This window comes from Leptospira langatensis (assembly GCF_004770615.1).
GTDB lineage: Bacteria > Spirochaetota > Leptospiria > Leptospirales > Leptospiraceae > Leptospira_B > Leptospira_B langatensis.
Window position 1 is genome coordinate 185,768 of record NZ_RQER01000004.1, and the last position, 26,435, is coordinate 212,202.

Annotated in this window: 21 protein-coding genes; 12 read left to right on the forward strand and 9 right to left on the reverse strand. The window is 45.9% G+C overall.

Annotated elements, in window-relative coordinates; all coding sequences use genetic code 11:
* Nucleotides 1–40: 40 nt before the first annotated feature.
* Both EHO57_RS05040 and msrB read right to left on the reverse strand, forming a co-directional pair.
* Nucleotides 41–943, reverse strand: coding sequence for an esterase/lipase family protein (locus EHO57_RS05040; RefSeq protein WP_135646219.1), 903 nt, complete (start codon nucleotides 941–943; stop codon nucleotides 41–43).
* Between the two features lie 98 nt (nucleotides 944–1,041).
* Nucleotides 1,042–1,437: a peptide-methionine (R)-S-oxide reductase MsrB gene (msrB, locus tag EHO57_RS05045; RefSeq protein WP_210410052.1), complete on the reverse strand. Its 396-nt coding sequence runs from the start codon at nucleotides 1,435–1,437 to the stop codon at nucleotides 1,042–1,044.
* A 343-nt stretch (nucleotides 1,438–1,780) separates the two neighbouring features.
* Here msrB and EHO57_RS05050 point away from each other — a divergent pair, with 343 nt between their 5' ends.
* On the forward strand, nucleotides 1,781–3,541 hold the full coding sequence (locus EHO57_RS05050; RefSeq protein WP_135646217.1) for an acyl-CoA dehydrogenase family protein: 1,761 nt from the start codon (nucleotides 1,781–1,783) through the stop codon (nucleotides 3,539–3,541).
* A gap of 39 nt (nucleotides 3,542–3,580) precedes the next feature.
* On the opposite strand, the gene EHO57_RS05055 is transcribed toward EHO57_RS05050, so the two are convergent.
* A complete protein-coding gene (locus EHO57_RS05055) occupies nucleotides 3,581–5,059 on the reverse strand; it encodes a TolC family protein (RefSeq protein ID WP_135646216.1) in 1,479 nt (492 codons plus the stop codon).
* Complete coding sequence (locus tag EHO57_RS05060; RefSeq protein ID WP_246050587.1) at nucleotides 5,034–8,195, reverse strand: efflux RND transporter permease subunit; 3,162 nt, start codon at nucleotides 8,193–8,195, stop codon at nucleotides 5,034–5,036. The genes EHO57_RS05055 and EHO57_RS05060 overlap by 26 nt, the downstream gene beginning before the upstream one ends.
* A gap of 175 nt (nucleotides 8,196–8,370) precedes the next feature.
* Between EHO57_RS05060 and EHO57_RS05065 the strand changes: the two genes are divergently transcribed.
* Genes EHO57_RS05065 through crcB form a run of 3 tightly spaced genes read left to right on the forward strand, consistent with a single transcriptional unit; the run spans nucleotide 8,371 to nucleotide 10,252 of the window.
* Entirely contained in the window at nucleotides 8,371–9,120 is a 750-nt protein-coding gene (locus EHO57_RS05065) for a biotin--[acetyl-CoA-carboxylase] ligase (RefSeq protein ID WP_135646214.1), read from the forward strand.
* Between the two features lie 2 nt (nucleotides 9,121–9,122).
* Nucleotides 9,123–9,899 (forward strand): type III pantothenate kinase, encoded by a 777-nt coding sequence (locus EHO57_RS05070; protein WP_135646213.1) that lies wholly within the window; start codon nucleotides 9,123–9,125, stop codon nucleotides 9,897–9,899.
* A complete protein-coding gene (gene crcB / locus EHO57_RS05075) occupies nucleotides 9,896–10,252 on the forward strand; it encodes a fluoride efflux transporter CrcB (RefSeq protein WP_135646212.1) in 357 nt (118 codons plus the stop codon). Before EHO57_RS05070 ends, crcB begins: the two co-directional genes overlap by 4 nt.
* 135 nt (nucleotides 10,253–10,387) lie before the next feature.
* Here crcB and EHO57_RS05080 read toward each other — a convergent pair whose 3' ends face one another.
* The 3 genes from EHO57_RS05080 to EHO57_RS05090 form a co-directional block, all read right to left on the reverse strand.
* Nucleotides 10,388–10,972, reverse strand: coding sequence for a WG repeat-containing protein (locus EHO57_RS05080; RefSeq protein WP_246050530.1), 585 nt, complete (start codon nucleotides 10,970–10,972; stop codon nucleotides 10,388–10,390).
* Nucleotides 10,973–11,085: 113 nt separating this feature from the next.
* A complete protein-coding gene (locus EHO57_RS05085) occupies nucleotides 11,086–11,571 on the reverse strand; it encodes a crossover junction endodeoxyribonuclease RuvC (protein ID WP_135646210.1) in 486 nt (161 codons plus the stop codon).
* A 160-nt stretch (nucleotides 11,572–11,731) separates the two neighbouring features.
* A complete protein-coding gene (locus EHO57_RS05090; RefSeq protein WP_135646209.1) occupies nucleotides 11,732–12,481 on the reverse strand; it encodes a YebC/PmpR family DNA-binding transcriptional regulator in 750 nt (249 codons plus the stop codon).
* Nucleotides 12,482–13,018: 537 nt separating this feature from the next.
* Here EHO57_RS05090 and EHO57_RS05095 point away from each other — a divergent pair.
* Genes EHO57_RS05095 through EHO57_RS05105 form a run of 3 tightly spaced genes read left to right on the forward strand, consistent with a single transcriptional unit; the run spans nucleotide 13,019 to nucleotide 16,588 of the window.
* Nucleotides 13,019–13,747, forward strand: coding sequence for a LytR/AlgR family response regulator transcription factor (locus tag EHO57_RS05095; RefSeq protein WP_135646208.1), 729 nt, complete (start codon nucleotides 13,019–13,021; stop codon nucleotides 13,745–13,747).
* A complete protein-coding gene (locus EHO57_RS05100) occupies nucleotides 13,744–15,159 on the forward strand; it encodes a sensor histidine kinase (RefSeq protein WP_135646207.1) in 1,416 nt (471 codons plus the stop codon). The genes EHO57_RS05095 and EHO57_RS05100 overlap by 4 nt, the downstream gene beginning before the upstream one ends.
* Before the next feature lie 25 nt (nucleotides 15,160–15,184).
* On the forward strand, nucleotides 15,185–16,588 hold the full coding sequence (locus tag EHO57_RS05105; protein ID WP_135646206.1) for a pectin acetylesterase-family hydrolase: 1,404 nt from the start codon (nucleotides 15,185–15,187) through the stop codon (nucleotides 16,586–16,588).
* Nucleotides 16,589–16,654: 66 nt separating this feature from the next.
* Here the strand turns inward: EHO57_RS05105 and EHO57_RS05110 are convergent, their stop codons facing one another.
* A complete protein-coding gene (locus EHO57_RS05110; protein ID WP_135646205.1) occupies nucleotides 16,655–17,536 on the reverse strand; it encodes a bile acid:sodium symporter family protein in 882 nt (293 codons plus the stop codon).
* Nucleotides 17,537–17,755: 219 nt separating this feature from the next.
* Nucleotides 17,756–19,567: a sodium:solute symporter family protein gene (locus tag EHO57_RS05115; protein ID WP_167882301.1), complete on the reverse strand. Its 1,812-nt coding sequence runs from the start codon at nucleotides 19,565–19,567 to the stop codon at nucleotides 17,756–17,758.
* A 135-nt stretch (nucleotides 19,568–19,702) separates the two neighbouring features.
* On the opposite strand from EHO57_RS05115, the gene EHO57_RS05120 reads away from it, so the two are divergent.
* The 5 genes from EHO57_RS05120 to EHO57_RS05145 all read left to right on the forward strand — a co-directional run bounded on the left by EHO57_RS05120 (nucleotide 19,703) and on the right by EHO57_RS05145 (nucleotide 26,427).
* On the forward strand, nucleotides 19,703–20,926 hold the full coding sequence (locus EHO57_RS05120) for an aspartate kinase (RefSeq protein ID WP_135646204.1): 1,224 nt from the start codon (nucleotides 19,703–19,705) through the stop codon (nucleotides 20,924–20,926).
* Nucleotides 20,927–21,011: 85 nt separating this feature from the next.
* Nucleotides 21,012–22,022 (forward strand): putative peptidyl-prolyl cis-trans isomerase, encoded by a 1,011-nt coding sequence (locus tag EHO57_RS05125; RefSeq protein WP_246050589.1) that lies wholly within the window; start codon nucleotides 21,012–21,014, stop codon nucleotides 22,020–22,022.
* 29 nt (nucleotides 22,023–22,051) lie between these two features.
* Nucleotides 22,052–23,614, forward strand: a complete 1,563-nt coding sequence (locus tag EHO57_RS05130; protein WP_135646203.1) for a spiro-SPASM protein — start codon at nucleotides 22,052–22,054, stop codon at nucleotides 23,612–23,614.
* On the forward strand, nucleotides 23,589–25,364 hold the full coding sequence (locus EHO57_RS18915) for a cytidylyltransferase domain-containing protein (RefSeq protein ID WP_246050532.1): 1,776 nt from the start codon (nucleotides 23,589–23,591) through the stop codon (nucleotides 25,362–25,364). The genes EHO57_RS05130 and EHO57_RS18915 overlap by 26 nt, the downstream gene beginning before the upstream one ends.
* A 325-nt stretch (nucleotides 25,365–25,689) precedes the next feature.
* Entirely contained in the window at nucleotides 25,690–26,427 is a 738-nt protein-coding gene (locus tag EHO57_RS05145) for a TetR/AcrR family transcriptional regulator (RefSeq protein ID WP_135646202.1), read from the forward strand.
* Nucleotides 26,428–26,435: the final 8 nt, after the last annotated feature.

The window sequence follows — 26,435 nt, forward strand, 5'->3', positions numbered from 1 at the left end:
TGGGAGAGTCTCTCACATTCCTGGAAAGAATTCAAGAATCTTACCGTTTCTTCTTGGATTTTGCTTTCTTAGGTGCCGCTTTTTTCTTAGGAGAAGGTCCCGATTTCTTTTTCGGAGCGGCAGTCTTTTTCTTAGCACTTGCGCTTGTTTTAGAAGAAGGAGCCGAAACTTCTTTTTTAATCTCTTCTTTTGGAGCAGCAGGCTTTTGTTTGATAGGAAGCGGATCCTTCTTCTCCTCCGAGGTGACAAGAGAACCCATGCACTCTACCCCTAAAGCACCCAGATATAGATTCAGATGTCCGTATTCCGGGATCTCCACATCGTCGAAATGTCCCAGACGGGAATTTTCCCAAGGACGAACGATCCCGTCTCCTTTGGTAAAGACGGCTTGCACATTATGGAATTTAGAATACGTCTCCACCACTTCCTGAGTGAGCTTGGAGCCAGGCATCATCTGCCAGGTGCAAGGAAAGATCGGAGCAAGATAAGCCATGTAAGTCCCACGCAAAGGAGTTCCGATCACGAAGATCTTACGAACCCTATCCCTTCCTTTATAGCTAAGTCCTGCAGCGATCAGACCGCCCATGGAATGACAGAAAAGATAACAGTCTTTGATATCGTTCTCTATCAGGAAGTTTTCTAGGATCTTGCTTTTCTTTCTGATATTCCCGACTTGGAATCCGAGAGGAACTACGTACACAGGATGTCCAAGCGAAATGAGATGCTTGCGCATCGCAGCCCAAGTCAAACTTCTCCCCAAGAATCCGGAAACGCAAACGATAGGTCTCTTGTACCCCTCGGTATGATGAGGAAGATCTATGAAAATCCCCAATACATGACAGATAAAATAATAGATATGATGATAGATCTCGAAGAGATGTTGAACGAATACGGGACGAATATCGCCTTTTTCAGGAAGGTAGGTAAGATGATCTTTCTTCATTCGGATGCTGCCGCGAGCGGAAATCCCGCCCTACGGTAGAATCCATTCTTAGCTTCGAGGCGCAAACAGAATTTTATCCGTTACACCTGTTCGGTATCTCAGTCTTTTTTGAATTTGAGAGAAACCGAATTAATACAATAGCGTAACCCTGTGGGAGCAGGTCCGTCCGGGAACACATGTCCCAAATGCCCGCCGCATTTGGCGCAAACCACTTCCGTTCTGTTCATTCCATGACTTGTATCCGTTTCGGAATGAATTGCCTTGTCGGAAGCCGGTTTAAAGAAAGAAGGCCATCCACTTCCGGATTCGTACTTCGTATTGGAATCGAATAGTTCCGCTCCGCAGGCAGCGCAATAATACTTACCTTTTTCTTTGTTATAATAATACTCTCCGGTAAAAGCCCTTTCCGTTCCCTTTTCTCTTAAGATACGGTACTGCTCCGGATTGAGAGTCTTCTTCCAATCGTCTTCCGACTTTTGCACTTCAAAATTCATTTTTCCTCCTGGCTTATCCTTCGGAGCGCCCATATAATCCGTACAGTTCGAGATCAGGCTCGTTAGGAAAAGCGCCGATCCGAATAGAATGCTGAAGTTTTTCATACCTCTTGGTCCTCCGATATTGTTTCGACCCGAACGGAAGAAGGTTACGCATTCTATTTTACATTTCGACCCGAGTTTAGTCGAACTTAGCGCCATTTGCCGAACGCTAGTTCGGCCGTTCCAGTGTTCGTATAACAAACGAAAGTATACAAGTCAACGCTATATCTTCGGGTAAGACTTGACACTTTCTTTTGGAAGAAGTACATCTATAAGCCTCAAGCGACAGGGAGAAACGCCAATGATCCAAGGCAACTATTTCCAAGATAATTCCGACCTACAAACCCATTTCGATCATATCATCGATTGGAATGAACTAGTCACTGCATACGAAAACAAATTCGAGGATTCCGTAAAATACAAGGAAACCAACGACGAAAGATACGCTTATGCTCCTTCTAACGCACAGGAAGCTGTGGATTATTATAAATCCATTGTGGATTCTTTAGGAGAGATCATGGGAGACTTCGTGGCTCCTAGAAGTAAGGAGATGGACCAGATCGGCTTAAAATACGAGAACGGCAAGGTCACATTCCCCAAGGCCCAAGAAGAATGTTATAAAACTTTAAAGGACTCCGGCCTCATGCCGATCTCACTTGCTAGAAAATACGGAGGATTAGGTCTGCCTGCGACTGTCCAGTCCGTAATGTGCGAGATCGCGGCTAGAGCAGATGCGGCATTCTGTCTTGCATACGGAAATATTAATATAGTCGAGATCATGGAAAGATTCGCTTCGGAAGAAATGTGCAACGAATGGTTGCCTCAGATCGCTTCCGGAAAATTCAGCGCAGCGATGGCTTTGACGGAACCGAATTACGGATCCGACTTACCGAACGTGCAAACTAGAGCGACCCAAGATGCGGACGGGACCTGGAAGATCAACGGAGCGAAAAGATTCATCACTCACGCTTGCGGTTATATAGATTCTCCTTCTATCATCTTGACCTTAGCGAGAACGGGAAGTCCGGAAAGCGGAGCGAGAGGCCTTTCCTTCTTCTTAGTGCAAGGAAAAGATGTGCATGTTGCAGGGATCGAACATAAACTCGGTCTACATTGTTCTCCTACTTGCGAAGTGGTCTTCGAGAATTCGCCCGGACTATTGATCGGAAAGACAGGTTACGGCCTCGTGAAATATTCTATGGGAATGATGAACGCCGCGAGACTCACTATCGCTACCCAATCTTTGGGGATCGGGACTGCGGCTTATTTCGAAGCAAAGAAGTATGCTTCGGAACGGATCCAATTCGGAAAACCGATAGAACAGATCCCTGCTGTACGTAAGATCCTGGATAAAATGGAAAGAGAGATACTCGCTACAAGATGCCTTGTTACCGAAACCGGAAGAGCAATCGATCTGTATCATTGGAGAAAGGAAAGAATGCTCAAAGAAGAAGGAAAGAGCGAAAGAGATGTGAGCCAAGACGAAGGAATTCGTCGCTGGGAAAAACTCGCGGATCTTTTCACTCCTATGAGCAAGTATTATGCTTCCGAGGGTTGCGTTGCGATCGCTTCGGATGCGTTACAGATCCATGGTGGAAGCGGCTATACCGAAGATTACGATGTGGCAAGGATCTATCGAGACAGCAGGATCACTACCATTTACGAAGGAACCACTCAATTGCAAGTAGTGGCCGCCATCGGAGGAGTAGTAGCAGGAATGTCTCCTTCCGGTCACTTGAGAGCGTATGCAGAAGAAGAGATGTCCAAATTCTCCCCTTCAGCCGATCTGAAAGGCCTTTGGGAAAAATTGGAACAGGCAGTCCAACTCTACAAAGGGATCGGGGACGGACGCACCAAGGATGAGTTCGCATTCGAAACTGTGGAGATCGCAGCTCGTTTCGTGGCCGGAATGCTTTTGGAAAAATCCCTGACTCGAGTGGATGCTGCCCAAAAAGCTTCCAGAGCCGAACATTCAATAGCGTATAACGTTGATTCTCTCGCGATCGCAGAAGGAAACCTTCTTCGATTAGAAAGAGCTTCTCGCCAAGCGGCAGCAGTCTAACAACACAAAGCAGTCGGCGAAAGCCGGCTGCTTCTTCTCTTAATCCTTTTCTTTTTTCTCTCCGGGCAAATGAGGGAGTTCTCCTATCGAGACTCCGAGCGCCACTCGATTCAAAGCATGCTGGTGGAACATTCTTCTGTAGATCATCTCCGCATTGATCATTCCTATCCGAGAAGCAATGGCTTCAATCCTACTATTCCTTCCTGAGCGATATCCGCTGGTTTGACTTTGAGAAGTTTCTCTCGCAGAAACGAATGCTTTCTGGTAGATGGAGAGAATGTTTTCAGAGTTCTTGTAACTTTCGAAGGCGTTTCGGATCTCTTGGGTTGCCGTTCTTCTGGTCTGAGAAGCGGTTAGCTTTGCCTGCTTTCTCGCAGACTCGGCTGTTTTCAGATCCGCCATCTGTGAGAAAGGTGTTAGAGGCATCGTGATCTGCAACTGCGCGGTTATGTCCTTGCTCGTTGTGGTACCAGGATACGGAAGAGAATAATAATTATTTAATGCGATCGTAGGAGCGAATCCGACCCAGGCCTTACTCTTCTGGGCTTCGGCCACCTTTACACTTTGGTTCGCAGCTAGAATATCGTATCTCTTGGAAAGATACTCGTCCACTCCCACACCTGTCGGGACCTGAGGAAGTTCCGCAAGAAATCCCGAGATAGAGATCGGCTTGTCTATTCCTACCATTGTGGAAAGAGTGATCCTTACTTGTTCCAATTGGAATTTCGCATCCGCTAGTACTGCTTCTGCATTGGAAAGACTGGTCTCCGAATTCAGCAGATCGGATCTCATGATCCTTCCGACTGCATACATCCTTCTGCGTTCGTCTACTGCATCCTTGTTCAGATCGTAGGACTCCTGGGAATATTTCACGCTTTCTTGCAATTGAAGAAAATTGAAGTATGCCTGGGCTAGTTCTAGATACATCCTTCCTGCCTCGTGCTTGGCTTCCAATCTTCTTTGTTCCGCTAGATTCTTTCCTGCCTTATAGTCCTGATAAGAAGAGAAAGCCGCAGTGATCGGCACCGAGAGCAATAGACGAGAACCCGCACCGACCGTAGGAGGCAAGCTGCTCGAACTACTGGAAGGAATGAGGGAAGTCAAATCCCCGTTTTGGATCGCTTGATACGTTTTATAATTCTGTAATAGAGTGGGTTGGGTCGTATGACCTGGAACCGCATAGAACTTGTTGAACACGTAGGACAAGGTAGGAAGAAATCCTGCGAATGCCTTGTCCTTCTGTGCTAAGGCTTGCTCCGTAGCCTCGTTCTTTAAGGCGATCCTTTCCGTTCTTTCCACAGCGAGAACATAAAGGTCGTCCAGATCGTAAGATTCCTTTGAAGTGACCTTTTCCACATCCTGGGTGGTAACCCCGGTGATGGTCTTGAGACTATCCTCGACCACTCCGTCCGCCACCTTTACCTCAGGTGTGGAGGAGCAGTAAGAAAGCGAAAGGAATGTGAAAAGAGTAAAAATTAAGTATTTATAATATTTATTTTGAAAGTATAGATGATTCATTCGTTTCTTTTTCCATCAAATAATAGGCGGCAGGAACGACTACTAAAGTAATCAGTGTGGAAACCACGAGTCCGCCCAAAATGGTGATCGCCATCGGGATCCTTGTCTCCGCACCCGGGCCCAAGGCCAGAGCGGGAGGGATAGCCGCCGCAATCGAAGAGAAGGTGGTCATGAGCACGGGTCTCAAGCGCACCGGACATCCCAATCGGATCGCGTCCGGTATACTCTTTCCTTCCTTCCTCACATGATTCACGAATTCTACAAGAAGGATGGAGTTCTTCTTAACGAGTCCCAAGAGAAGGATGAGCCCGATAAAGCTGTACATATTGAAGGATTGTCCTGCGATATATAAGGCGATCAGGGCTCCCGAAAAACTGAAAGGCATGGAAAGAAGGATATAGAAGGGCTGCTTCAAGCTATTGAACTGGCTTGCAAGGATCATAAAGGACATCACGATTCCAAGTGCAAGCGCCCAACCTAAACTAGAACCGGATTCCGCAGCAGTCTTAGCGGAACCGGTAACTTCCATATGATATCCTTCCGGAAGCATTTCCCTTCCGATCTTCAAAGCTTGGTCTGTGGCCCAGTTCTGCCCCTTCTCCTTAGGAGGATTTCCAAAGATTTTAATGGACCTATCTCGGTTCACTCGAGTGATATTTTTGAGAGTATTCGTTGCCTGCAAGACGAGCACATCTTTCAGTCTTACGATCTCTCCATATGTATTCCGAACTCCGATATTCGGGATGATATCCGGACTCTCTCCCTTATCCTTGTCAATCTTGACCCGAACATCGAAACTTCTTCCGTTCTCTGTGAAGCGGCTCACATAACGTCCTCCCATGAGAGGACCGATCGTATTCCCTATATTCGCCATACTCACACCGCGAAGAGCTGCCGCTTCCCGATTCGGAAGGATCTTCACTTCCGGTTGTCCGGATACATAGTCAGTATCGATGTCCAGGATCGTCTTGGTAGAATCCAACTTCTCTCGGATACCATCCGAAAGTTTTGCGAGTGTAGCCCAATCCGGGCCGGTGAGGACCAACTCCACAGGATATCCGCGACCGGCACTGAATCCTCTTTGAGAAAGGTCTTGAACGGAGAACTTAGCTTCCGGGACCAACTCCTTGAGCTCTTTACGAAGTTCCGCAAATACTTCGAATTGAGTGATCTCTCTTCCGGTCTTCTTGCTCTTAGGACGACTTCCCATGTCCTTCATCGTGACAAAGAACATAGCAGTGTTCGATTCCGTTCCACCGAAGCCGCCGATATTGCTCATGTATTTTTCCACGATCGGCTTGGCGGTCAGATAATTTTCCACCTTCTTCATCGCTTCGTCCGTTCGAATGATAGAAGAGCCGATCGGCATCTTGGCTCTCAGTATAAATCTTCCCATGTCTTGGGGAGGAATGAACTCCTTCTTCAATAAGCCTAGAAAAGCCAGAGAGAATAGGAAGAACAAAGTAGAAGCAACGAGCACAAATGCAGGCCTACGAAGCACAAACTCCAAGGCTCTTCCATATACCCTTTCCGAGAATTGGAGGAAGTTCTCTATGACGGGATCCATTCTTTTAAAGAAAGAATAACGTTCTGTTGCGGTTTTGAATCTGGAGAAGAGGACTTGGAACCTTCCCTCCTGAGCCGGGATCGGAAAGACCGGTGCCTTGCCCTTCTTCTTATTCGCCTGGGCTGCGATCTTCTCCCTGTAGCGAGAGGCTCTCATCGGAGTAAAGCTCAACGCCTCAAAAAGGGAAAGCGCAACTGCTACGGAAACGGTCACTCCGAATTCCAAGAAATAGCGACCTATGATCCCGGACATGAATGCCACAGGTAAAAAGATCGCTATGATCGCAAGAGTAGCAGCTAACGCAGCAAAGCGGATCTCGGAGGCCCCGTCCAAGGCGGCATTGAACCAGGTCTTGCCGGATTCCCTATGCCTACTGATATTCTCCAAGACCATGATGGCGTCATCCACTACGATCCCCGTAGCAAGAGACAGACCCAAGAGAGTGAATGTGTTCAGAGTGAATCCTGCGAAATACAGAATGAGGAAGGTCCCCATCACGGAAGTAGGAATGGCAAGTAAAACGTTCCAAGTACTACTCCAGTTCCCAAGAAATAGCCTACAGACTAGCCCGGTCAAGAGTGCAGAGAGTACAAGAGTGAATACCAACTCATGAACGGAGTCCTTAATGAAAGTGGTATTGTCATTGGAAACATTCAGTTCGAATCCGGGAGGAAGAGAAGGACGCAATTCAACTACCTTCTGTTTGATCAGGTCTCCCACTTGCACAGCATTGGAACCCTTGATCTTCTTGATCCCCAAACCGACAGCGGAGACTCCGTTGAACCGGGAGATCCTTCGGATCTCGTCCAGTCCGTCTTCTACCTTTGCGACTTCTCTTAAGCGGATCGGACGGAACATCGCCGCACCGCTCCTGGAGTTAAGATATATATTAGAAAATTGTTCTACAGTTGGAACGTCTCCTACGGCACGAAGGGAAACCTCGGACATCCTATTCTGCACTCTTCCGGAAGGAACCTCTATGTTCTGCTCTGTAAGCGTATTGATGATATCGGTTACGGTAAATTCAGTGCGAAGCAAACGGATCGGATCCAAGAAAACGTTGATCGTCCGATCCACGTAACCGCCTAGAATAATCTCTCCTACTCCGGAGATCTCTTGGAACTTATCCTTAAGATGCGTCTTTACATAGACCATCTTTTCCTGATCCGTTCGATTCGGGGCAGTCAAGGCGACCCAAACGATAGGCTGATCGTCCGGATTGGATTTCATGATGATGGCAGGATCTAGATCGTCCGGAAGTTTATTACTGACCTGAGCGATCTTTGTTTGGATCTCTTGGACGGCCACATCCACGTCTCTCTTGAGTTCCAACTCTACGGTGATCGTTGCGGAACCGTCCGTGGAAACGGAGCGAACTTCTACGACTCCTTGCACGGTCATTAGTACTTCTTCGATCGGATCGACAACGTCCGTCTCCATTACCTGAGCGTTTGCTCCGGTCAAGTTGAGAGTAACGTTAACAACGGGAAAGTCCACGTCGGGCATTTGGGAAAGCCCCATACGGGAGAAGCCGATACTACCCAGCAAGATAATGGCCAGCATCATCATCCAGGCGAATATCGGATTGCGAATAGAAACCTCGGAAAGCTTCAAGGGAAACCTCTTTATGCTCTTTATATTTTTATGAGGGGAAGAATATCAAACCGCTTCTTAGGACCTTGCTTTTTCCGCCGGGTGCCAGAATTTTTCTTGTCCGACGAAAATGAGCGGATACTAAAAGCCCATGTCTTTTCGACTCCTTGAACCCGATAGAGGGATCATTCTCTCAGAAGCAAATTCCACAAATACCCTCCTAAAAGGAAAAGAATATCCCCCAGGTACCTGGGTGCTCGCAGAATTTCAATCCGCAGGCAGGGGCAGGAAGGGTAGAACCTGGTCAATCTTAGGAGAGGAGCCTTTTATCTTCTCGGGCAAGTTCCGATCTACAGAGGCAGTTTCTTCTCCCAGTCTATTCTCCTTGTTCATCGGGACAGCCGTACTTAAGACAATACTAAACGTTTATCCCTCTGTAAGCAAGAGAGAGGCTAAGATCAAATGGCCCAACGATATTTATATAGATGGGAAGAAGGTCTGCGGCATCCTGATCGAGACCGAAAAAGAAGGAAACGATTGGGATTGGATCGTAGGAATAGGCATCAATCTTTTCGGAAAAGAAGTCCCCGACTATCTTACCGAAGCAGGATTCGTAACGGGCGATCCTTCTGAACAAGGAAGAAGGAAAAAATTCTTAGAAGCATTACTTCCGAACCTAAACGATTCCGCACTCGCCTTATCCGATGGAGAAGATCGGATCAAGTTCATTAACGAAAGACTTTTATGGAAAGGAGAGAGCATCTCCTGGAATGAAAACGGTTCCCAACAAACGGGGACCCTACTAGGCATCAATGAAGAAGGAAAATTATTGGTTCGAACACCGGTCGGAAATACGATCGAATTCATTGACAGTCCTGAGGATTTCAAGTCCCTGGGATAGGAATGATTTTAGTAATCGACGTAGGGAATACGAACACCGTTTTCGGGATCTACAAGAACGGTTCCAAAGAACCTATCTTTCACAGACGAACAGTTACCAGAAGAGATAGGACCTCGGACGAAATGGGTCTGTATCTGAAAGGATTCTTAAGAGAGTTCGAGATAGACAGTTCTCAGATCGTAGGCGGGATCTATTCTTCCGTTGTTCCTCAATTGAATCCGATCCTAGAAAGAATGATCCACGACTGGTTCCGGATAGAACCGATCCGAGTTCAGTACCAAATGAAACTCCCGTTTGGCATCGTGTATCCCAGACCCTTTGAGATCGGAGCGGATAGATTGGTAAACGCGGCTGCCGCAGTAAAAGATCATCCGGGAAAAGCAATCATCATCGATCTAGGAACAGCAACCACCTTCTGCGTGGTAGACGATACTCCGAATTATTTAGGTGGAGTGATCGCTCCTGGATTAAAAGGATCCATGGATGCATTGACCAGAAATACGGCGCAACTTCCTCCTATCGTATTCCAAGCTCCCTCTAAGATCCTTGGCGATTCCACAATAGAATCCATCCAGGCAGGCTTCTTCTTTGGATGGATCGGACTCTTGGAAGGAATTATCCGAGAGATACGCGCAGCTTACGGAAAGGATTATGCGGTCATCGGGACCGGTGGGCTTGTCACCACGATCCACGCCGCAAATCCAAAGATATTCGACAAGATAGAGCCTCTTCTTACTCTAAGAGGATTGCAGATCCTGTACGAAGAAAACGCAAAATGAATTTAGTGTATGTAGGCTTAGGCGGATTTTTGGGTTCTGTTGCCCGTTACCTGATCCATCTATGGCTTCCAAGGGAATCAGGATCCTTTCCAATTTCCACATTGTTAGTCAATGTTTTGGGCTCTTTGGCTATAGGATTACTATATGGATTCGGCCAAAACAAGATAGAAGATGAGCTTCGGCTTTTTGCCACTGTCGGATTCTGCGGAGGATTCACTACCTTCTCCTCATTCGCTTTAGAAAACCTAAAAGCACTCGAATCCGCAAACTATATTCTATTTATATTATATACTGCGTCGAGCCTGGTCCTCTGTATGGGCTCCGTATTCTTAGGCGCTTACTTAGCTAAATAGGATTGGGCGGCCCTCCCGCAAGCGGGAGTCGCGCTGCTACGCGTTCGCTTCGCTCATCCGGGCAAAGCCCGGACTAAAGCGCTGCGCATCGCTGCCGCATAGATAGCCAAGATCCTGCATTCGCAGGGAAAGATCTTATGGAAGTCTTATTGCTTTTTTCGAGTCTCCTTGGATCACTTCGACCGAACTCGTATTCGGATCCACATCGGAAATAGAATCGTATTCCACAGGGAGGACTACCTTACCTGTTCTGTCGATCAGTCCGTATTTTCCACCTTGGATCCGGGAATGTTCTTCTTCTTTTACTAGAGAACAACCGTTACAAACAATAGCAAAGCCTTGCTGGACAGGATAAGCAAAATCGTAAGAAGCGGGGATTACCTTCTTGCAAGAAGGATCAAAAAACCCGAATTTTTTCCCTTCTACGAATCGAGCCAAGCCTTCAATAAAATCGTCCGGTCCATTGTCGAAAGGGAAAGGATGCAGCAATACATTGTTTTGTGGATCGATACAAACCCATCCTTCCTTACCGAAGGCGAATCCTACTCCATTCTCGTTAAAATCATAGGCTTGCACATATTGAGCGGCAATCTTGGTCTTACCATGTTTGTCTTTGTATCCGTATAGATCGTTTTCCTGGAAGGAAACTAGCGGTTGGCTTTTAGAGCAAGCTCCCAAGATCAAGGAGAGGAATAGGATCGCAGCTACAGAAAATTTCATACTCATACAATATACCCGCAGAAGACAATCTGCAATCTTTTCGAGTTTGTCCAGATCATTATAATATAATGATCTTGGAAAATGCAGACTCGATCTTCTGCCGGATTTTGGACTTATCTTTTTCCGAAAGAACCACTCATGGCAAAACCAACATAGGCAGAAGCGATCGCATCCCAGGAATCGTCATGGCCTGTTAGATCTGCGAGCCCCAGAAGCAACTTCAAAGCCGACTTGATATCCTTCTTATCCGCAGTGCCGCTCCCTGTAGTTCCCTTTTTGATCTGAGAGGCCGTAGGCTCCACAACAGGAACATTATGTTCTCCTAATGTAAGAAGGACCACTCCCCTGGATTCGTAGACCTTGGCGGCAGTGGTTCGATTCTTCGCAAAGAACAATTCCTCAACGGAAGCCAGATCAGGATGATATTCATCCAGGATCGCATCCAATTGTCTGCGAATTGCAATGAGATTGACCGGGCTCTTCGTGCCAGGAGGGACCTCGATGGTCCCATAGGTCAAGACCTTGATATGGGATTTTTCCTTTTGGAGAACGGCATAACCTAAACGATGAGAGCCTGGATCTATGCCTAAAATTTTCATTCAGAGGAGCCTAATGTGGGAACTCTTGGGATCAGCGAAACGGCGCCCCCACCCTGCACTTGGGTGGGGGGAGTGGCTCGTGGGACGCATGCGCCCCTATACCACAAACTCAGCATACTTTCAAGTGAGAATTTCCGAAGTTCCCACCATGTAGGAACTCTTAACCGAACTCCTTCTCCAACTCAGGAGAAAGTTCGAAGTTGGAGTTCACGCTTTGCACATCGTCGTGAGCTTCCAAGTTATCTAGGAGTTTCATGATCTTCTCCGCAGTTTCCTTATCCGAAACCTCGGTACCGGAAAGAGCCACGAATTTGATCTCAGATTCGTCCGCTTTTACTTCTTTCTCGTTCAAAGCGGTCTGCACAGCTTCGTAATCGTCCGGAGAAGTTACGATCCTAAAGACATCTTCTTCATTCTGCACATCTTCTGCGCCCGCACCCACAGCCAATTCGAAGAGAGCTTCTTCTGAGATTTGTCCTGCCGGGATCACGATCACACCTTTTCTCTCAAAAAGGCGACTAACGCTACCGGTAGTTGCAAGAGAACCGCCTAATTTGGTCAAAATGCTTTTGATCTCCGGAGTCGTCCGGGATTTTTTGTCGGTCACTGCTTCTACCATAATGGCGGTTCCACCGGGGCCGAAGCATTCGTATAAACATTCCTCGTAAACGACGCCTTCTAATTCACCGGTCCCTTTCTTGATCGCCCTTTCGATATTATCTTTGGGCATATTCGAAGCTTTTCCTTTTAGGACCGCGAGTCGGAGTCTTGGGTTCGTATTCACGTCCCCTCCACCCATACGCGCCGCTACAGTGATTTCTTTGACTACCTTGGTGAAGATCGCGCCTCTTTTGGAATCGATCGCGTCTTTTTTGCGTTTAATCGTTGCCCATTTACTATGACCGGACATCGGATTTCCCCTCTATTCTTGCATTCAATTGGATTCTAGGAAGTATGAGATCGAAAGCAGGAATTGTTCCCGCTTTTTCAACAAAACCCTGTTTTTCCTAGCTGTCCAATCCTTTTTGAGCTCGGTCCAGCCCATCCAATTGGCAGAAGGAGCCAGTCCTCCTGCTTCGCTTATTGTACTTCTCTCTTGCAAGAGGAGAAAACTTTTGCACAGATCCTTCTCTGTTCGTCTGCTCTCCCTAAAATAATAAATTTCCAATGTAAAAGAGACATCTGTTACGGAATAGATTCGGATCGTAAAATGACGGATTTGACGTTTTAGTCATTTTATTTATAGAAAACGCCGAATGGATAGATTTAAATATTTCGCATAACGTTCTTTGGAACGATTAAAAGATCTTTAACAAATAGTTTATAAAAATCGCATGTGTTATTAATAACACCTGTTTTACATAAAACCATCCATTCGTCCCTTGTATTTTTCTCTCTGTCCCTAGTTCGTTGACGACTATCTTCCATTAGGTTACACTTCTCTGCCATGCGGATCCTAATCGTAGAAGACGACCTTTTGTCTGCCCGTTGTTTGGAAATTTTAGCCAAAGAATTTCTAGGAGAACGAAATCATTCTATCTCTTACATCCAAGATCTAGAGTCCGCTCAGTCTTTTATCCGAGAGAACAATTTGGACCTTCTGTTTCTGGATATCAATCTACAAGGGAAGACAGGCTTCCGATTACTGGAATCCGAAAGCAAAAGTTTCTTTCAGACCATCATCGTTTCCTCCGAGAGAGACAATGCAGTCAAGGCGTTCGAATTCTCCGCTTTGGATTTTTTGCCCAAACCGATCACAAGAGAAAGATTTAGAGTGGCTATGGAAAGATTCTTATCCTTCCCCTCGAGCTCCTTTTTACCGAAAGGGATCGTTTTAAAAAAAGAAGAAGGGATCGATCTCATTGAACCCGAAGAGATCCTATTTGCGAGATCCGAAAGGAACTATGCCAGGATCTTTACCAAGAACGGAAAAGTGGAGAAGGTCAGAAAGACCTTGGACCAACTCCAGAAAGAATTGGAAGTCCACGGATTCTATCGAGCCCACCGAAGCTATCTAGTCCGTTTAGAAGAAGTAAGAAAGATACTATTCAATGGTCCTTCGTCGTATCGTCTATTGTTAGCAGCGGATCATAACATTCCCGTAAGTAGATCCCAAGGTCCGAAACTTCTTTCTATATTCAAAAACTCGAATACTAAGGTTCTCGGTTTACCATGAAGAACCTATGCGTCACATTCAGAGCCAGATCCAAGAGTTTTCTCTTATTCATGAGGAAACATTTTCAGATCTTAGAAGAACTTAAGCGAAACGAAGAGTTCATCCGCTCCGCATACTTCGAAGTATATTTGATATTCAGATATCTTTTCCCGTTCTTATGTATCGCTTATATTCCGTTTGCGATCCTGGATTGGAGGGATTTTTCGAGAGATTATACAAATCTTCCTTTGGTAATCTATAATTCCATCTTTCTTCCCGGATGTTTACTTTTTACGATCCTTCTGAATTTTCCCATTCTTAGGCACGATTTTAAGACCAGAAAATGGATCACGATAGCAGCAACGACCTTCTTGACATTCAGCGGAACTGCAATGAACCTGATCATCTTCAAGTTCGGCACGGATCTTTCCTTATTCGCATTCACCCAACTCGGGATCGCAGTGCTTCTTCGTTATCCTGATAAGACAAAAACCCTGATCTACATGCTGAACTATGCAGTCTTCTTGTTTTGTATGTTCTATCTGGATCTGGCTTCTTCTTTCTTGGTCCAGAATTTTTCTTTCATGCTCATTATGACGGTTCTTATGGATAGGATCAGTTTTTTAACCAAGGTGAATTCTTTTCATAAGGAACAATCCATCCGAGAGCTGAACAGAAAACTGGTCATGGAATCCGCAAAAAAATCGGAGATCCTAAGAATTGCGATCCATGATCTAAAAAGCCCCGTTACAGGGATCCTAAGCTTAGTGGGTTTATATACAAGAGAACCGAGCCCCGTATTATCTTCGAATCGCCCGAGTAAATCCTATGTGGAACCACCCGAAGTATTGGATCATATCGATCGGACTTCTAGAAAGATCCTGGAGTCTATCGAGGATATACTGTATCTGGCTTCTTCTTCTCTCGAAAGCGAAACGATAGAAGGAGGAAATCAAACTCTTAATCCTGAGCTCCTGCTTCGTTCCGTAGCTTCTAATCTGGAATTCCTTTTCTCCTCGAAGCATATACGGATAGAAGACGAACTTTCCGGTTATCCGTTTTCCTTCTACGCAAACCCTCAGATGTTATATCGGGTGTTCGACAATATACTCAGTAATGCGGCCAAATTCTCCCCTTTAGGCTCTCGCATCCTTCTTTCCAGCAAACTCATGGAAACGAAAGAAGATAATGTTTTACTAATATATATAGAAGATTCCGGCCCAGGATTCCAACCCCAAGACGAAAAAGATATGTTCAGAGAATTTTCCATTCTCTCGGCGAAGCCCACCGGCTCCGAATCCTCCAGCGGGATCGGATTGGCTCTCGCCAAAAAACTTTTGGATCGGATGGGGATCCGGATCCGACTGAGCAATTCCGATCGCACGGAAGGCGCTCAGGTTCTTTTAGAATTCCCGCAATCAAAAGCGAAATAGGGATTTAAAACTGGAGGCAAATAGAATGAAAGATGTGAAGAGAATTTGGATCCGAGCATCGGTCTTAGCGCTATTGTGTATCGCTTGGGCCTGTGCGCCGGATGGCAAAACGAATAATAACGAAGAGCTGGCATTATTGTCCGGCTTAGTCGACGAGAAGCAACCTAATTTCTCTACGGCAAATAAAGCCGGAGAAATGCAATCGCAAAACGCGTTAGACGATCTCACTGGTCTAGTCTACGGTTCTTACGATGTGATCTATATTCCTGGTGCGGTTTGCAGCGACGGATCTCCTTATAAGATCTTCGTAGATCGTGCGGATGGCATCCTGGATTGGATCTTGGGAAATTCCAGTAGATTGCTGGTCTACTTCGAGCCTGGAGGAGCCTGCTGGGATTACGCAAGCTGCACCGGCCAGACCGGGATCAGAGGAGCCGCAAATCCGAACGGTATTCCCGATAATTATATGAACTTCGGGGACTTTATCGATCCGAACAAACCGGGAGGAAGTCCGAACGCAGCTATTTCGCCTATTGTTCTTAAGAACAACCCTACCGGACAGAATGTGAAGACTTCTTCTTGGAATAAGGTGTTTATTCCGTATTGCACTGGAGATGTATACGCAGGAAATAAGGTCGTCACATATACGGATCCTACCGGGCAAAACCCGCCTGTCACGTACAGACATGTGGGCGCTACTAATATGGAATTGGTTGTGAATTGGCTAAAGGCGAACTTCAACAAGCCGAAAGAGATGATGGTATCCGGTTGCAGCGCCGGAGGGACAGGCTCTCTGATCAACTATCACTTCATTAGAAAAGCTTTAACTCCTAGCATGAGCTATCTACTGAACGACTCAGGCCCTATCTTTCCTGCTCCGGGATATGGTAACCAGTGGCCTCTGCAACAAAAGATCAGAGATGCTTGGAATACGGACTATTTTGTGAACAAGGCTCAGGCGGATTTTTCCGGTATCGATATCAAGTCGGATTATGGAAAGATCAGCGAAGCGCTAGCTCAGAAATATCCTAAGGATAAATTGGCGATCACGCTCTTCCGTAGGGACGCGAATTATTCCATGTATTCCTATGCCAGATTCTACGGCTTGGATGAGAATAATCCCGCAGACAAGGAATATATCATCTCAACCTTATGGGCCCAGGATATTGAGAATTTGAAGGCTCAGTATGATCGATATTCCAACCTGGAGTATTTCATTCCATATTATAGAAGCATTAATGAAAGCCATTGTACTTCTATCGTGGAATTTACAGGAACGGAGATCGGAAATACGGGGATAGACCTAGGCACGTTCATCACGAACTACCTATTGGGAAGCTCCACCTTCCAAAGCTTCTTCGAAGCTGTGAACCCAGACGATGCAAATGTGACCGATTTCTGGTTCGCATTAGTTAACCTTCTTCTCTAATTAAAAGGGCGGCCTAACCAGCCGCCCTTCTTTTCTAAGATAGAATATAATAGAAATCTGATATTCTTAGGCTGTCTTTTCTTCCCGAAGAGGCAATACCCTGGACCATACCAATGCCATGATGAGTCCGGTGATGTACATCCAGATACTGAAGATCGCAGAAGGCAAAGCCACCTTGGGCCCGAAGAATTGGATCGCAAGAGTCATTCCCAAAGTCGTATTCTGGATCGCAACCTCGATGGAGATCGTGCGAGATTGCCTCTCTCCCAAACGAAGAAGCTTAGGCACCAAATATCCCACGACGAACCCGAATGTATTATGCAGGATCACCGCAAATCCTACAAGAGCCACCATATTCCAGAATTCTTCTCTATTCTTATAAGTAACGAATACCACTACAAAGACCAAGAATAGGATGGAAAAGATCTTGTACGGTTTTTCTATTTGCTTCGCAAAATTCGGAAATCTATGCTTCACACTCATTCCTATTGTGATGGGGACAACTATGATCACGATCACAGTCTTCAACATCTCTAAGAAAGAGATCTCCATCACCTTCCCTCCGGAAGAATCCAAAAGAGAACCGAAAAAAGTCACGATGATCGGGGTCAGGATCGGACAAAGCAAAGTAGAAAGAGAAGTGATCACAACTGCAAGAGCCACATCTCCTTTTGCCAGATAGTTGATCAGATTCGAAGTAGTACCACTCGGACAAGAACCGACGAGGATCACTCCCAATGCCAACTCATACTCGAGCCCAAGCAGAAGGACCACTACATATGCTGCCAAGGGCATAATCACAAAATGCCCCAAAGTCCCAACTAACGTTTGTAAGGGGGTTGTGAAGATCCTCCTGAAATCGGAGATTGCCAGGCCGAATCCCATTCCCAGCATAACGATGGCTAAGAGAGTAGGTAATAATGCTTTTTCTACTACGCCGAACTGCATTTGCTTCTCCTTAATATAACACCTGTTTTATAATTTATCCCGAAATTTGTTAGGACAAGAAAGGAATCCAAGTCCTTTCGATCCGAGCTAAAATTTCGCAGAGTAATATGTGAGAAGCTTTTGGAATGCAAAGCACTTTTTATAAAAGGCTCGGATTGTTTTTATGAAACCTTAGAAAGAAGCTTATTACAAAATAGGAATCTAGATAAGAAGAAGGAGTTAATCCTTCTTCTTCCAAAGTTTTAGTACGATCCATCCGGAAGCGACGGAGACGAGCAGATAAACCGACCCACGCCCAATATCCAAACGCAGAAGATATCCCGTTCCGAAGAGTGCCGCATATAAGGAAACAATGGATAAAAGCCAGATCTTGACTCTTTGGTAAAAAGCGCGTCTTGCTCCTTCTCCGCCCCATTTTCCCCAGAAGCCGAACGGATGTAGTCTTTTTACGAAGGAATCCAGAACGTTATCCGACACCGGAGGAGTCAGAAAAGTAACTGCGATAGAAACGATGACACTTCCCATAGCCGTCCAGAAAAGAAGATAATCGGATCGAACCTCCGGAAAGCTCGGATACAAAACCAAGGAAAGAATAAGAGCGGTTGCCATTCCGGACAATTCCGTCCAAGCATTGGCTCTCCACCAGATCCATCTTAGGATCTGTGGCAATCCGAGTCCGGATGCCATAGCCAAGAAGAACTTCCAGGCAGAGCCTATGGATTGCATCTGCGCCGCAACAAGTACCGCGATTGCCGCCATGAGAACGACAGCGATCCTACCTGCAAGAACTGTCTCTTTATTCTCCGCATTCGGTTTTACGAATCTAAGATAGAGATCATTCACCAAGTAACTGGCTCCCCAGTTGATATGAGTATCCGCGGTGGACATGAATGCCGCCATCAGGCTCACGAACACGAGTCCCAATACTCCCGCAGGAAGCACCACTTTCATTAAGACGGGATAGGCGGCCTCTCTATCAGATTGTACTAATATACCTTCGGGACGGAATTGATCCGCCTGATCCAAAGGAAAGACCACCAAACAAACAAGACCCGTCAGGACCCAAGGCCAAGTGCGTAAAATAAAATTAGCTATATTGAACCAAAGAGAACCCAACTCTGCATCCTTGGGAGTCTTGGCGGTATGCAATCTTTGAGCGAGATAACCGGAACCGTCGGAATGATATTGGATCCACCACTGCACTCCTATGAATATTAGAAAAACTTGAATTGGAAGTCCTTGCTCCCCTTCGCCGAATCTGGGCCAAAAAGATACGATAGATTCCGATCTTCCCGGATAGATGGATTCCAATTTGGAATACAATCCCTGTAGTCCTCCTACATACTCCACAGCGAATATCGCAAACACAACTGCGCCGATAATTCCCAATGCGAATTGGAATAGATCCGTGAGAATGACTCCCTGGATCCCTCCCATACTACTATAGAAAACTACTACGGAGAATAATACTAGAACCGTGAGAGTAGTATTCAAATCCCCTAATAGAAGAAAGCCCGGCCAAACCGATTGTATGGATGCGAATGTATCTCGTCCTAGAATAACACTCCAATCCAAGAAGGGAGCGGTAATCTTGGACATCGCCTTGAATACCCAGCCCAAGATAATGGAATTGAATAAGATACTTAAGAAGAATGCTTTGGAGGCACGAAGCACTGCCGCTCCGCGGCCAGAATATCTCAGCTCCACGAACTCTACATCCGTGAGAACTTCTGCCCTTCTCCAAGAAGCAGCGAAGAACACAGTGATGATCAAGTATCCGATGGCCCAACTCCACCAGAGCCAGTTCCCGCTCACACCGTCCAAGGCCACCATTCCTGTGATCACCAGAGGAGTGTCTGCGGCGAACGTGGTCGCCACCATAGAAGTCCCAAGCCACCACCAGGGAAGTTTTCTATCCGCAACGAAATAGGAACTTAGGCTTTCTCCCGCCTTTGAGGAAAGGAGGATCCCTATAGAGAATGCGAACAGAATATAAGCGAGGATGAGTATCCAATCGATGAGAGAAAAAATGGCGGCCCCCTTCTCCTCTTGGGAGAACTTTCCATAAAGATCGGCCTGCTTGGCCTGAAAACAAGGATTCTTTCCTTCTACCTGTTTTGATTTCTCTTGATCCCCGATCTCACCGCAGAAAGATGGTTGCGAGGCATGGCAAACATAATCGTCCAAAAGTACGGCGGTACGTCCGTAGGAACTCCCGAGCGCATTCAAAACGTTGCCCGCAGGATCAAACGTTATCATGACCAAGGAAATCATGTGGTCGTCGTTGTGTCCGCAATGGGCCATACGACCGACGAACTAGTGGATCTTGCAGACAAGATCACGAAAAATCCTCCCAAGAGAGAAATGGACATGCTTCTTTCTACCGGAGAACAGGTTTCTATTTCATTACTCGCAATGGCACTTTGGGACATCGGGGTCCCAGCCAAGTCCTTCACGGGATCCCAGGTCCGAATGATCACGGACGGGAACTTCTCCAATGCAAAGATCCAAAGCGTGGATCGGGACAGGATCGATAGGGCCCTAAACGACAATAATGTAGTCATCGTTGCCGGCTTCCAAGGGATAGACCAGGACGAGAATATCACTACTTTGGGAAGAGGTGGTTCGGATACTTCCGCAGTAGCGTTAGCTGCCGTTCTAGGCGCAAAAGAATGCGAGATCTATACCGATGTAGATGGCGTTTATACTGCGGACCCAAGAGTAGTTCCCCAAGCTAGCAAACATGCTCAAATCACTTATGAAGAAATGTTGGAACTCGCAAGCCTAGGCGCCGGAGTACTTCATTCAAGAAGCGTGGAATTAGGAATGAATTACGATGTGGTGATCCATGTCCGTTCCAGCTTCAACGATAATCCCGGAACATTGGTTGTGAACGAGGAAAAGATCATGGAAAAATTAAAAGTAAGCGGAGTCACCGCAAAGAACGACCAAGCTCGTATCACGATCGCGGATGTTCCGGACAAACCGGGCCTAGCTGCCGTCCTTTTCGGAGAATTAAGTTCCAAAGATATTCTTGTGGATGTGATCGTTCAATCTTCTCCTTATAATGGAAGGAACACCATCTCCTTTACCGTTCCTAAAAAAGATCTGGTCCAAGCACTTCCAATCCTGGAGTCATTCTCCCAGTCCCAAGGAGCAAAGAAGCCGGATATCAACGAAGAGATCTCCATCGTTTCTGCGGTAGGGATCGGGATGAAATCCCACGTTGGAGTTGCGGCTCAAATGTTCCAGGCTCTTGCAGAAAAGGAGATCAATATAGAGATGATCTCCACTTCCGAGATCAAGATCTCCTGTGTGATCCAAAGATCTCATGCGGAAACTGCAGTAAACCGCATCCACGAGACCTTCGGACTCTCGAAAAACGGTTGAACTAGGGACCTTAGCGGGGAAGACTTTCCTTGTGTTCGGAATTTTCCACCGCTCGAGACCATTTGGACTTTTGTCTAGACTTCTACTGATTGCAAGCGCAGTCTTTCTAGGGATCGTTTCTGCGCCTCGCTCCGCATACTCCGCTGAAAGCATCAATCGGATCATCGCCACTGTCGGGAGCCAATCCATCAGCGAATTGGATTACGACGACGCCCAAGAGAAATATTCAAAACTCTCACGCTTCCTAAAGAACGAAGACATGAGAAAAACACTGCGTACCCGGATCATAGACTTTCTGATCGATCGCGCGGTTGTAGACTCCATCTCGGAAGAAGAGTCCATCCAAGTAAACGAGAAGCGTTTAGATAGCGAGATCGACAAGAGAATGGAAATGATGGGCGTGAGTTCCCGCAAGCAATTCGAAAAGGCGATCGAAGGAAGTTCCGGAATGACCTATGATCTTTGGTATTCCGAGCTCCCATATCAGATCAAGAGAACCCAGCTCATGCAGTACAAGGTTCCGAATATTCCTCCCACCGAAAAGGATATCCGAGCCTGGTACAACCAAAACAGGGACAAGGTGGGATTCGAGATCCAGTTCAGACAGATCGTAGTGGCTCCTGCAAACGATTCCATCTCGGAAGAATCCAGAATTCATAAAGAAGCCGCGGATATTCGCAAATCAGTGCAAGCAGATCCCTCGTCTTTCAGTTTAGTGGCAGGTTCTGCCAGAAATAATGATCCTACATTGAGAGCCAGAAAGGGGCTCGTAGATTGGGTTTCTTCCTTCGAATTATTCAAGACCAGTCGATCCGTGGCCGCCGCCGCCTCTGCCGTTCAAGTAGGCGGGATCTCGGACGTATTCCGGGATGAAAGAAAGAGATACTGTATCATAAAAGTAGAAGGCAAAAGGCCAACCCCCATAGACAACGTAAGACAGGGGATCGGCAACCTTCTCATGAGAGAAAAAGAAGAAGATAATTTCCATAAATGGGTGAAAGACCAAAGATCTCATGTTCCGATCCAGATTTTTGACGATGCTTATAAAAAGGAAAATAAGATCCCGGAATACCACGAGACCTTTATCCTAGATTAAGCCCTTCCTAAGAAAGTGAAATCCTCATAATGAAATTCCCTCCCCAAGCAGTCGTTTTCTATCTGAAAGAAAATCAAGTATCGGAGACTGGGTTCCTAACTCATCAAGAATTCTTAATATACTTTGCGAATACTCTTAGAAAACTATCGGGAGTAATCAAGGGCATTCCTGTTTATTCCAATCTTTGGCTTGGTTCAAAAGAAGAAGGAGAAAAGATCTCCCGAGAAGAAGGCTACACTTCGCTTAAGATCCTAAAGGCAAGCTCCGAGCCGGATCTTTTCTCAAAGATTGCAGAAGAATTGCCGGCCTCTAGAACAGGAGATGCGGAATGGGATGAGACCAGTTTTCTGGTTTTTGACGGATTGGCTCCGCTTTTGGATCCTTCCCTTACCGCAGAACTAGTTCGTCGTCATGATAAATATTTAGCTCAGTATTCTTATTCCGAGAATCTTCCTCCGGGTATCGTGCCCAGAATTCTATCCAGAGAGTTTGTAAGGAGTCTTCCTCAGAACTACGAGGGAGGGACACAGGAATTCTTGGCCAAGAATATCAATCATTATGATACCGAGATCTTTTATTCTTCTCCGGATCTAAGACAATGGAGATTGGATTTTTCCTTATCCGATCTTCGTTCTAAGAGATTCGTTTCTTCCTTCTTACAGGAAAAACAGGATTGGAAGTACGAGGAATTCCAATCCTTCCTGGTATCTCATCCGGAAGTATTTCGATCCGCGCCCAGCTATTATGAAATAGAACTGCACCGAGGCTGCGAATACCAATGCGTGTTCTGCCCGAGACAAAACTTAAAACCGGAAGAAGACAATCAGTCTTTAGATCCCGAGATCTTAGATTCCATTCTTTCACAAGCGGAGAAGGAGTTTGGATCCTCCTACAGTGTTTGCTTCGGAGGATTGGGAGAACCTACTCTTCATCCAAAGTTTGCCGAAATATTGCAGAGAACGATCTCTTCTCCCCATCTGAAAGAACTGTTTATCGAATCCGCACTCTATGGGAACCTGGACGGTTTAAAAAAAGGGATCCTTTCTATCTCGGAAGAAGATCGCAAGAAGATCAGCTTGGTTGTGAACCTGACTACAAGAGACAAACGGAATTACGCAAAACTCTACGGAAAAGACAACTTAGAAGAAGTCCTGAAAAACCTGGAAGCAATCTCTCAAATCCTGCCTAAGTCCTCCATTTATCTGCAATTCCTGAAGATCCAAGAAGTGGATCCGGAACTGGATTCCTGGTATGAGGAAACCCAAAAAGCAGGATATGAAATTATATTACAAAAATATAATTCCTACTCCGGCAAATTGGCCCAACGAAGGGCCTCAGACCTCACACCTTTAGGTCGGGACTTTTGCTGGCATATTGCCAGAGACATGTATATAAACGCAAACGGAGAAGTTTCCATATGCAAACAAACTCCTGCTTCCTCTCCGAATAGCTTAGGAAACCTAAGGTCCGAGTCCTTGGTTGCCATATGGAAAAAAGGAAATCCTCTCTTCTCCTTATCCGCCGAAGGAAAACACGGAGAGATCCCCGCACCCTGCCTTTCCTGCGATGAGTGGTATACATTCAACGCATAGGCAAAAGATCCGTTCCTTATTTGCATTCGTGCAAGCAAGGACTGGTTCTACACGTTTTCCGAAGAAAGTAATCACAGAGCTTCCTCCTAGATCCGGATATACAATTCTAGATCATATCCATTTTAGAATGCAGAAGATACTACCCGCTTCCAGGATCGTTTATCTGATCCCGGAAGGGGACCAAGAATTAGAGGACTATCTTTCTCACAAGGGAATGCTCTCTTTTGCGGGTCCTTTAGAAGACGTACGACAAAGATATATCTTAGCCGCAGAGAAATTCGGAGCGGACGCCATTCTTCGTTTAACGGGAGACAATCCGTTTTACGATACGACACACCTGGATCTTCTGCTTCAATCCTTCATACAAGAAGAAGCCGACCTTGCCTATTTCAAGGGACTTCCCCTCGGAATGGGCGGAGAAGTATTTCGGACTTCTTCTCTTTTGGATCTTTCGGATCTCCAACAAGTAGAAAGGCACAAAGAACATGTAAGCCTTCATATAAAAGAAAATCCGAATATATATAAGATCGTAGCGATCGACAGTCTGCTCACAAAAGAAGAATCTTCCCGAGTCGTAAACTTCAGACTGACTGTCGATACTCCTCAAGATTTCGACACGATCTCGGATTTGCTAATGGAAAGATTCTTTAGATCTACCTCGGATCCGATCTTTCATGCCTCTTCCGAGTCTGCTTCAGATTCGCTTTCTCATACCTCTTCTGAGTCTGCTTCGGATTCACTTTCCCATACCTCTGCTGAGTCCGTTGTAGATCTACCTTCTCCATCTATTTTTCGACATGCTTTTGAGCACGCTTCCGGTCCTTCGGCCCAGAAATTCTTTGCCTCCGTTTCCGAACTTGGGGCAAAAGAATTCTTAGAATGGGAGAAGGTCTCTCCTTCTCTATTCCAGAAGAACCTGGATGTTCCTCAAGTGAGGTTTCCTCTGCCTCCTCCCAGTACTTTCTCCAAAGGGAAGATCGGAGTGCTGGTTGCTCCCGCAAAAGAATTCGGTTCCGGTCATTTTTCTAGGACTTCTATTTTATACTCCTTACTTCCGTATAGGAATTGGGAAGCAGAATGGATCTCTGCATTTCCGAAAGACGGAGAATACGATATTCTTATACTAGATTATCGTGATATAGATCTGCCCCAAACCTACCAAAAGACCAAGGTGCTGCTTTTAGATCATTTCGGAGAAGATAAGAAGAAATACGATTTTTGGGACCTTCTTCCTCATCCTAAAAACGATGAGCAATTCGATTGGGAACAAATACTGATCCCACCCAATCTACTCTACTCTGCTACAAGAGAAGAAAAAGATCCCGCAAAAGAATATGGAATTTTTTGTTATGCAGGGAACCTAGGAGAAGAAGAGTCCAAGAACCTGGACCGATTCCTGAGCTCCTATCCTTCTTCTAAAAAAAGGATCCGGATCGGAGGGAGTACTCCTATGGAAAAAGGGATCGAATACTTTCCTAGACTGTCGAGGATTAGATACTTGCAAATGCTTAGATCCGCCGAGACCTTCCTAGGATATTTCGGCCAGAGTCTATTCGAGGCATTGTATCTAAGAATACCTTCCGCTAGCTTCTCCATTTCTCCCATACATAGGGAACTCTCCTCTATTTTAGAAAAATATGATATTCCATTCACCGACCTGAGCCGGCAGACTAGTTTTTCTTTGGGAACAAGAAAGGTGGGAGAGAACGGATACAAGCTGCTTCTGGATAAAATAGATTCCCTTCTCTAAAAGCATTTTCCCTAGGTCGATCGCATAACAAACCGAAAAGAAGCAATTGCGTATCAAAGAAAGACTAACGTTCCAGAGCCTGGTCCCCGTTTTTCGGAAATGCTGCAAAACCTGTCCATTCGTCGCGACCAGGATCCAAATTCGGCTCTCGACCGACCGTCGGATTTTCCGCCAGAAAGTCAGGAAACATTTTTCATTTTATTTGTTTCCTTTGTTGATTTTTTTTCCGTTTGTTTTGAAATTAGTTTGACCGAGACTCAATCGGCGTGAACATAAAACCGACTATTGGTCTATACCGACCGTCGGTTTAAGCAGGAGGAATCTAATGATCCCAGCGAAAATCTCAACAAAAGAAAGAATTCTAAACGAATCCAGAAGGCTATTCTTCGAAAAGGGGTACGAAACTACCTCAATCCAAGACATCTTATCTGCTTTGGACATAGCCAAAGGAACGTTTTATCACCATTTTCAATCCAAAGAAGAACTATTAGAGGAAATCGCAGTTCAATTCGCGAAAGAAGCTCACGCCGCAATGCTCAATGAGATCGGAGACCTCGGAAACGAAGGCACCGGTTTAGAGAAGATCCGCAAGGCCATGATCGTGGCTCACAATTGGAAGAAGGGAAAATCCGATGAGATCCGATTCCTATTGGAATCCCTCTTCTCCGCAAGCAATCTGCAGCTGAGAGACAAGATCCGTCGCAAATCGGTCGGTCTGAGCTTTCCTCTATTCGCTTCTTTGATCGTAGAAGGACAAAAAGACGGTTCTCTTAAAAGCATTTTGAGAGCGGACCATTTGACTTCTATCATCTTCGATCTAAGCGACGCATTGGGCGAGAAAGTTGCCTTTCATCTCTTAGGCAGAAGCAAGGATTCCGAAGGAGAGATCTACGAGCTCATGGTTTCTTATCATAGAACGATCGAAGATCTATTGGGAAGCCCTGCAGGCGGATTGGATTACTTCAGCAGAGAAGAATGGAGCGAACTTGCCCGCCTATTCAAAGGCGAGAAGGCAGCTTCTACCATCGAAGAACCTCTGCAATTGGTTGCGAACGCAGGTTAACGTAAAGG

Coding starts and splice junctions, on each gene's coding strand:
- EHO57_RS05055 (WP_135646216.1), bottom strand. CDS start 5,059: ATGAATCATCTATACTTTCAAAATAAATATTATAAATACTTAATTTTT.
- EHO57_RS05040 (WP_135646219.1), bottom strand. CDS start 943: ATGAAGAAAGATCATCTTACCTACCTTCCTGAAAAAGGCGATATTCGT.
- EHO57_RS05100 (WP_135646207.1), top strand. CDS start 13,744: ATGAAGAACCTATGCGTCACATTCAGAGCCAGATCCAAGAGTTTTCTC.
- EHO57_RS05080 (WP_246050530.1), bottom strand. CDS start 10,972: ATGAAATTTTCTGTAGCTGCGATCCTATTCCTCTCCTTGATCTTGGGA.
- EHO57_RS05085 (WP_135646210.1), bottom strand. CDS start 11,571: ATGAAAATTTTAGGCATAGATCCAGGCTCTCATCGTTTAGGTTATGCC.
- EHO57_RS05060 (WP_246050587.1), bottom strand. CDS start 8,195: ATGATGATGCTGGCCATTATCTTGCTGGGTAGTATCGGCTTCTCCCGT.
- EHO57_RS05065 (WP_135646214.1), top strand. CDS start 8,371: ATGTCTTTTCGACTCCTTGAACCCGATAGAGGGATCATTCTCTCAGAA.
- msrB (WP_210410052.1), bottom strand. CDS start 1,437: ATGAATTTTGAAGTGCAAAAGTCGGAAGACGATTGGAAGAAGACTCTC.
- EHO57_RS05110 (WP_135646205.1), bottom strand. CDS start 17,536: ATGCAGTTCGGCGTAGTAGAAAAAGCATTATTACCTACTCTCTTAGCC.
- EHO57_RS05070 (WP_135646213.1), top strand. CDS start 9,123: ATGATTTTAGTAATCGACGTAGGGAATACGAACACCGTTTTCGGGATC.
- EHO57_RS05120 (WP_135646204.1), top strand. CDS start 19,703: ATGGCAAACATAATCGTCCAAAAGTACGGCGGTACGTCCGTAGGAACT.
- EHO57_RS05130 (WP_135646203.1), top strand. CDS start 22,052: ATGAAATTCCCTCCCCAAGCAGTCGTTTTCTATCTGAAAGAAAATCAA.
- EHO57_RS18915 (WP_246050532.1), top strand. CDS start 23,589: ATGAGTGGTATACATTCAACGCATAGGCAAAAGATCCGTTCCTTATTT.
- EHO57_RS05090 (WP_135646209.1), bottom strand. CDS start 12,481: ATGTCCGGTCATAGTAAATGGGCAACGATTAAACGCAAAAAAGACGCG.
- EHO57_RS05095 (WP_135646208.1), top strand. CDS start 13,019: ATGCGGATCCTAATCGTAGAAGACGACCTTTTGTCTGCCCGTTGTTTG.
- EHO57_RS05105 (WP_135646206.1), top strand. CDS start 15,185: ATGAAAGATGTGAAGAGAATTTGGATCCGAGCATCGGTCTTAGCGCTA.
- EHO57_RS05050 (WP_135646217.1), top strand. CDS start 1,781: ATGATCCAAGGCAACTATTTCCAAGATAATTCCGACCTACAAACCCAT.
- crcB (WP_135646212.1), top strand. CDS start 9,896: ATGAATTTAGTGTATGTAGGCTTAGGCGGATTTTTGGGTTCTGTTGCC.
- EHO57_RS05145 (WP_135646202.1), top strand. CDS start 25,690: ATGATCCCAGCGAAAATCTCAACAAAAGAAAGAATTCTAAACGAATCC.